Source organism: Delftia sp. UME58 (assembly GCF_014170385.1).
Lineage (GTDB): Bacteria > Pseudomonadota > Gammaproteobacteria > Burkholderiales > Burkholderiaceae_C > Comamonas > Comamonas acidovorans.
Genome location: NZ_LZZV01000061.1, coordinates 1 through 6788, shown reverse-complemented (window position 1 = coordinate 6788; position 6788 = coordinate 1). Strand labels below are relative to the sequence as shown.

The 6788-nt window shown below is 51.7% G+C and carries 4 rRNA genes; all 4 read right to left on the bottom strand.

The features are described from left to right. Positions 1 to 16: 16 nt before the first annotated feature. Positions 17 to 2901: ribosomal RNA gene (locus tag A9976_RS18620) — 23S ribosomal RNA — on the bottom strand. Between the two features lie 343 nt (positions 2902 to 3244). Continuing rightward, positions 3245 to 4775, bottom strand: a 16S ribosomal RNA gene (locus A9976_RS18615). A gap of 692 nt (positions 4776 to 5467) precedes the next feature. Further along, positions 5468 to 5580, bottom strand: a 5S ribosomal RNA gene (gene rrf, locus A9976_RS18610). A gap of 201 nt (positions 5581 to 5781) precedes the next feature. Continuing rightward, positions 5782 to 6788: ribosomal RNA gene (locus A9976_RS18605) — 23S ribosomal RNA — on the bottom strand; the annotation flags it as partial.

Sequence of the window (6788 nt, the reverse complement as noted above, 5' to 3'; positions counted from 1 at the left end):
ACGTCATCAAAGTTATAGGGTCAAGCCTCACGAGCAATTAGTACTGGTTAGCTTAACGCATTACTGCGCTTCCACACCCAGCCTATCAACGTCCTGGTCTTGAACGACTCTTCAGGGGGCTCAAGGCCCCGGCAGATCTCATCTTGAAACGAGTTTCCCGCTTAGATGCTTTCAGCGGTTATCTCTTCCACACTTAGCTACTCGGCAATGCCACTGGCGTGACAACCGATACACCAGAGGTGTGTCCACTCCGGTCCTCTCGTACTAGGAGCAGGCTTCCTCAAATCTGCAGCGCCCACGGAAGATAGGGACCAAACTGTCTCACGACGTTTTAAACCCAGCTCACGTACCTCTTTAAATGGCGAACAGCCATACCCTTGGGACCGACTACAGCCCCAGGATGAGATGAGCCGACATCGAGGTGCCAAACACCGCCGTCGATATGAACTCTTGGGCGGTATCAGCCTGTTATCCCCAGAGTACCTTTTATCCGTTGAGCGATGGCCCTTCCATTCAGAACCACCGGATCACTATGTCCTGCTTTCGCACCTGTTCGACTTGTCAGTCTCACAGTCAAGCACGCTTATGCCATTGCACTATCAGCACGATTTCCGACCGTACCTAGCGTACCTTCGAACTCCTCCGTTACACTTTGGGAGGAGACCGCCCCAGTCAAACTGCCCACCATGCACTGTCCCCGATCCGGATAACGGACCAAGGTTAGAACCGCAAACAAACCAGGGTGGTATTTCAAGGTTGGCTCCACGTGATCTAGCGACCACGCTTCAAAGCCTCCCACCTATCCTACACAGGCCGGTTCACAGATCAATGCAAAGCTACAGTAAAGGTTCATGGGGTCTTTCCGTCTAGCCGCGGGTAGATTGCATCATCACAAACACTTCAACTTCGCTGAGTCTCAGGAGGAGACAGTGTGGCCATCGTTACGCCATTCGTGCAGGTCGGAACTTACCCGACAAGGAATTTCGCTACCTTAGGACCGTTATAGTTACGGCCGCCGTTTACCGGGGCTTCGATCAAGAGCTTGCACCCCATCACTTAACCTTCCGGCACCGGGCAGGCGTCACACCCTATACGTCGACTTTCGTCTTTGCAGAGTGCTGTGTTTTTAATAAACAGTCGCAGCCACCGATTCTCTGCGACCCCATCATGCTAAGCGCGCAGGCGCTTCACACTACCGGGGTATACCTTCTCCCGAAGTTACGGTATCAATTTGCCGAGTTCCTTCTCCTGAGTTCTCTCAAGCGCCTTGGAATATTCATCCCGTCCACCTGTGTCGGTTTGCGGTACGGTCTCGTACAGCTGAAGCTTAGAGGCTTTTCTTGGAACCACTTCCAATCACTTCGCAAGCAATGCTCGCTCGTGCCACACCCTTGATTTACGCGCCCGGATTTGCCTAAGCGCCATCTTCGATGCAGCAACAGGGACATCCAACACCCTGATGATCTTCCGCGATCCGTCCCCCCATCGCACTGTACGACGGTACTGGAATATTAACCAGTTTCCCATCAGCTACGCATCTCTGCCTCGCCTTAGGGGCCGACTCACCCTGCGCCGATGAACGTTGCGCAGGAAACCTTGGACTTACGGCGAGGGGGCTTTTCACCCCCTTTATCGCTACTCATGTCAGCATTCGCACTTCTGATACCTCCAGCAGCCTTTACAAGCCACCTTCGCAGGCTTACAGAACGCTCTCCTACCGCGTGCACTAAAAGTGCACACCCGCAGCTTCGGTTTATCGCTTAGCCCCGTTACATCTTCCGCGCAGGACGACTCGATCAGTGAGCTATTACGCTTTCTTTAAAGGATGGCTGCTTCTAAGCCAACCTCCTGACTGTCTATGCCTTCCCACTTCGTTTCCCACTTAGCGATAATTCGGGACCTTAGCTGGCGGTCTGGGTTGTTTCCCTCTTGAGTCCGGACGTTAGCACCCGGTGCTCTGTCTCCCAAGCTGTACTTGCGGGTATTCGGAGTTTGCCATAGTTTGGTAAGTCGCCATGACCCCCTAGCTATAACAGTGCTCTACCCCCCGCAGTAATACTTGAGGCACTACCTAAATAGTTTTCGGAGAGAACCAGCTATTTCCAGATTTGTTTAGCCTTTCACCCCTATCCACAGCTCATCCCCTAATTTTTCAACATTAGTGGGTTCGGTCCTCCAGCACGTGTTACCGTGCCTTCAACCTGGCCATGGATAGATCATCTGGTTTCGGGTCTACACCCAGCGACTGAATCGCCCTATTCGGACTCGCTTTCGCTACGGCTTCCCTATTCGGTTAACCTTGCCACTGAATGTAAGTCGCTGACCCATTATACAAAAGGTACGCAGTCACCCCACAAGGAGGCTCCTACTGTTTGTATGCATACGGTTTCAGGATCTATTTCACTCCCCTTCCGGGGTTCTTTTCGCCTTTCCCTCACGGTACTGGTTCACTATCGGTCGATCACGAGTATTTAGCCTTGGAGGATGGTCCCCCCATCTTCAAACAGGATTTCACGTGTCCCGCCCTACTTGTCTTACGCTTAGTTCCACACACAAGATTTCGCCTACAGGGCTATCACCTGCTACGGCCGGACTTTCCATTCCGTTCGACTATCTTGCGTGCTAAAACGTAAAGGCTCTTCCGATTTCGCTCGCCACTACTTTCGGAATCTCGGTTGATTTCTTTTCCTCGAGCTACTGAGATGTTTCAGTTCACCCGGTTCGCTTCCACTAGCCTATGTATTCAGCTAGGGATACTGCATTGCTGCAGTGGGTTTCCCCATTCGGACATCTACGGATCAAAGCTTGTTTGCCAGCTCCCCGTAGCTTTTCGCAGGCTACTACGTCCTTCATCGCCTGTGATCGCCAAGGCATCCACCATATGCACTTAGTCGCTTGATCCTATAACGCTGTAGGCTATAGGACCTGAGTATTAGCGTTTGTGCCGTTCATAAGTTTCAAAGCAGTCTGAGGTTATTCACCTCAGTCTTGAGAACTTGGAACAAAATAATGCAATCACAACCCGTACTTATCTTCTTCGACTTGCGTCGAGTACTTGATAAGTACATTTCGTTGTGCTTCTTCCAGATTGTTAAAGAACGAATATAGCTGTTGAGTAAAACCCAACTCATAACGCTGCAAGCAGCGCTATGAGTTAGCTTCTACGTGGGGTCAAGCATTCTTGACCCCAGCTACAAAAAACAACCGATAAGAGTGGACACTTAATACGAGCACTTAAGCTCTGAAAGGAGGTGATCCAGCCGCACCTTCCGATACGGCTACCTTGTTACGACTTCACCCCAGTCATGAATCCTACCGTGGTAATCGCCCCCCTTGCGGTTAGGCTAACTACTTCTGGTAAAACCCACTCCCATGGTGTGACGGGCGGTGTGTACAAGACCCGGGAACGTATTCACCGCGACATGCTGATCCGCGATTACTAGCGATTCCGACTTCACGCAGTCGAGTTGCAGACTGCGATCCGGACTACGATCGGGTTTCTGGGATTGGCTCCCCCTCGCGGGTTGGCGACCCTCTGTCCCGACCATTGTATGACGTGTGAAGCCCTACCCATAAGGGCCATGAGGACTTGACGTCATCCCCACCTTCCTCCGGTTTGTCACCGGCAGTCTCATTAGAGTGCCCTTTCGTAGCAACTAATGACAAGGGTTGCGCTCGTTGCGGGACTTAACCCAACATCTCACGACACGAGCTGACGACAGCCATGCAGCACCTGTGTTCCGGTTCTCTTGCGAGCACTTCCAAATCTCTTCGGAATTCCAGACATGTCAAGGGTAGGTAAGGTTTTTCGCGTTGCATCGAATTAATCCACATCATCCACCGCTTGTGCGGGTCCCCGTCAATTCCTTTGAGTTTTAATCTTGCGACCGTACTCCCCAGGCGGTCAACTTCACGCGTTAGCTGCGCTACTAAGGCCCGAAGGCCCCAACAGCTAGTTGACATCGTTTAGGGCGTGGACTACCAGGGTATCTAATCCTGTTTGCTCCCCACGCTTTCGTGCATGAGCGTCAGTGTTATCCCAGGAGGCTGCCTTCGCCATCGGTGTTCCTCCGCATATCTACGCATTTCACTGCTACACGCGGAATTCCACCTCCCTCTGACACACTCTAGCTCGGTAGTTAAAAATGCAGTTCCAAAGTTAAGCTCTGGGATTTCACATCTTTCTTTCCGAACCGCCTGCGCACGCTTTACGCCCAGTAATTCCGATTAACGCTTGCACCCTACGTATTACCGCGGCTGCTGGCACGTAGTTAGCCGGTGCTTATTCTGCAGGTACCGTCAGTTTCACGGGGTATTAGCCCATGACGTTTCTTTCCTGCCAAAAGTGCTTTACAACCCGAAGGCCTTCATCGCACACGCGGGATGGCTGGATCAGGGTTTCCCCCATTGTCCAAAATTCCCCACTGCTGCCTCCCGTAGGAGTCTGGGCCGTGTCTCAGTCCCAGTGTGGCTGGTCGTCCTCTCAAACCAGCTACGGATCGTCGCCTTGGTGAGCCGTTACCCCACCAACTAGCTAATCCGATATCGGCCGCTCTAATAGTGCAAGGTCTTGCGATCCCCTGCTTTCCCCCGTAGGGCGTATGCGGTATTAGCTACGCTTTCGCGTAGTTATCCCCCGCTACTAGGCACGTTCCGATACATTACTCACCCGTTCGCCACTCGCCACCAGACCGAAGTCCGTGCTGCCGTTCGACTTGCATGTGTAAGGCATCCCGCTAGCGTTCAATCTGAGCCAGGATCAAACTCTTCAGTTTAATCTCTGTATTTGTTTCGTATTCTTGGTCCGAATAAATCCGAACCAGGTCATACGTCGCTACTCAAAGGAAGTGAGGTATGTTCTTAAACTTGACGTCTAAGGTACTTCACTTCTAGTGAGCACTTGATTTCATTGTGCTTGTGAAGAGGCCAGGGTTTAACGCCTAACCTAATCACAGTGCATCGCATCAAGCGCCCACACTTATCGGTTGTTTAATTGTTAAAGAGCGGTACTGCTAAATTCTTCACTGCCATTTCGCTGAACCCGCCAGCTTCGCGCTGCTTTCGCTTTGCGTCGCTTGCTGTGTCAGCAGCAGAGAAACGAGATTATGAAGGGATTTTTATCGCTTGTCAAATCAGTGTCGTATTTGTTTGCACTTTCGCGCTTCAACCACTTCACTGCCCGACCAACGTGACCCCTTCAGGCCTCACCAGCGCTTTCGCACCAGCTTCTCTCTTCCTAGCAACTATCGAAACGTCGGGGTAAACCCTGATTTTTCGGTAGCAGCCAAGCCCGAAACTATAACATCATTTTTGCAGATCTTGCAACCGGCTTTTGCCTGACTTGCATCTTATCTTGCAAACCTACTGTTCGCTGGATCTCTCCATCTTTACAGCAGAGAAGTATAGGTTCTCACTCTATATAAAAGAGAAACCCCGCAGGATCACCTGTGGGGTTTTCGGAATAAAAGCCTGACGATGACCTACTTTCACAGACGTCCGTCCACTATCATCGGCGCGAAGGCGTTTCACTGTCCTGTTCGGGATGGGAAGGAGTGGTACCACCTTGCTATGGTCATCAGGCGTAACTTGTTGAGCTGCTGCGTATGAACGCAACCGCTCCAATCTTGGAAGAAACACAACGTGTGGTGATCAGAGACTAGCTCGATGATCACGCACAGGGGGGTGTAATTGGTGTTGGCTGGCTGCCGACGGTGCAGCCAGATTTTGTATTGAACGACACTTGGAACGCTATATCACCAGGTCAATAACCATCAGTGTTATAGGATCAAGCCTCACGAGCAATTAGTATCGGTTAGCTTAACGCATTACTGCGCTTCCACACCCGACCTATCAACGTCCTGGTCTCGAACGACTCTTTAGGGGGATCAAGTCCCCGGGATACCTAATCTTCAGACGAGTTTCCCGCTTAGATGCCTTCAGCGGTTATCTCTTCCGTACTTAGCTACCCGGCAATGCCATTGGCATGACAACCGGTACACCAGAGGTACGTCCACTCCGGTCCTCTCGTACTAGGAGCAGGCTCCGTCAAGTATCCAACGCCCACGGCAGATAGGGACCAAACTGTCTCACGACGTTTTAAACCCAGCTCACGTACCTCTTTAAATGGCGAACAGCCATACCCTTGGGACCGGCTACAGCCCCAGGATGAGATGAGCCGACATCGAGGTGCCAAACACCGCCGTCGATATGAACTCTTGGGCGGTATCAGCCTGTTATCCCCAGAGTACCTTTTATCCGTTGAGCGATGGCCCTTCCATTCAGAACCACCGGATCACTATGTCCTGCTTTCGCACCTGTTCGACTTGTCAGTCTCACAGTCAAGCACGCTTATGCCATTGCACTATCAGCACGATTTCCGACCGTACCTAGCGTACCTTCGAACTCCTCCGTTACACTTTGGGAGGAGACCGCCCCAGTCAAACTGCCCACCATGCACTGTCCCCGATCCGGATAACGGACCAAGGTTAGAACCGCAAACAAACCAGGGTGGTATTTCAAGGTTGGCTCCACGTGATCTAGCGACCACGCTTCAAAGCCTCCCACCTATCCTACACAGGCCGGTTCACAGATCAATGCAAAGCTACAGTAAAGGTTCATGGGGTCTTTCCGTCTAGCCGCGGGTAGATTGCATCATCACAAACACTTCAACTTCGCTGAGTCTCAGGAGGAGACAGTGTGGCCATCGTTACGCCATTCGTGCAGGTCGGAACTTACCCGACAAGGAATTTCGCTACCTTAGGACCGTTATAGTTACGGCCGCCGTTTAC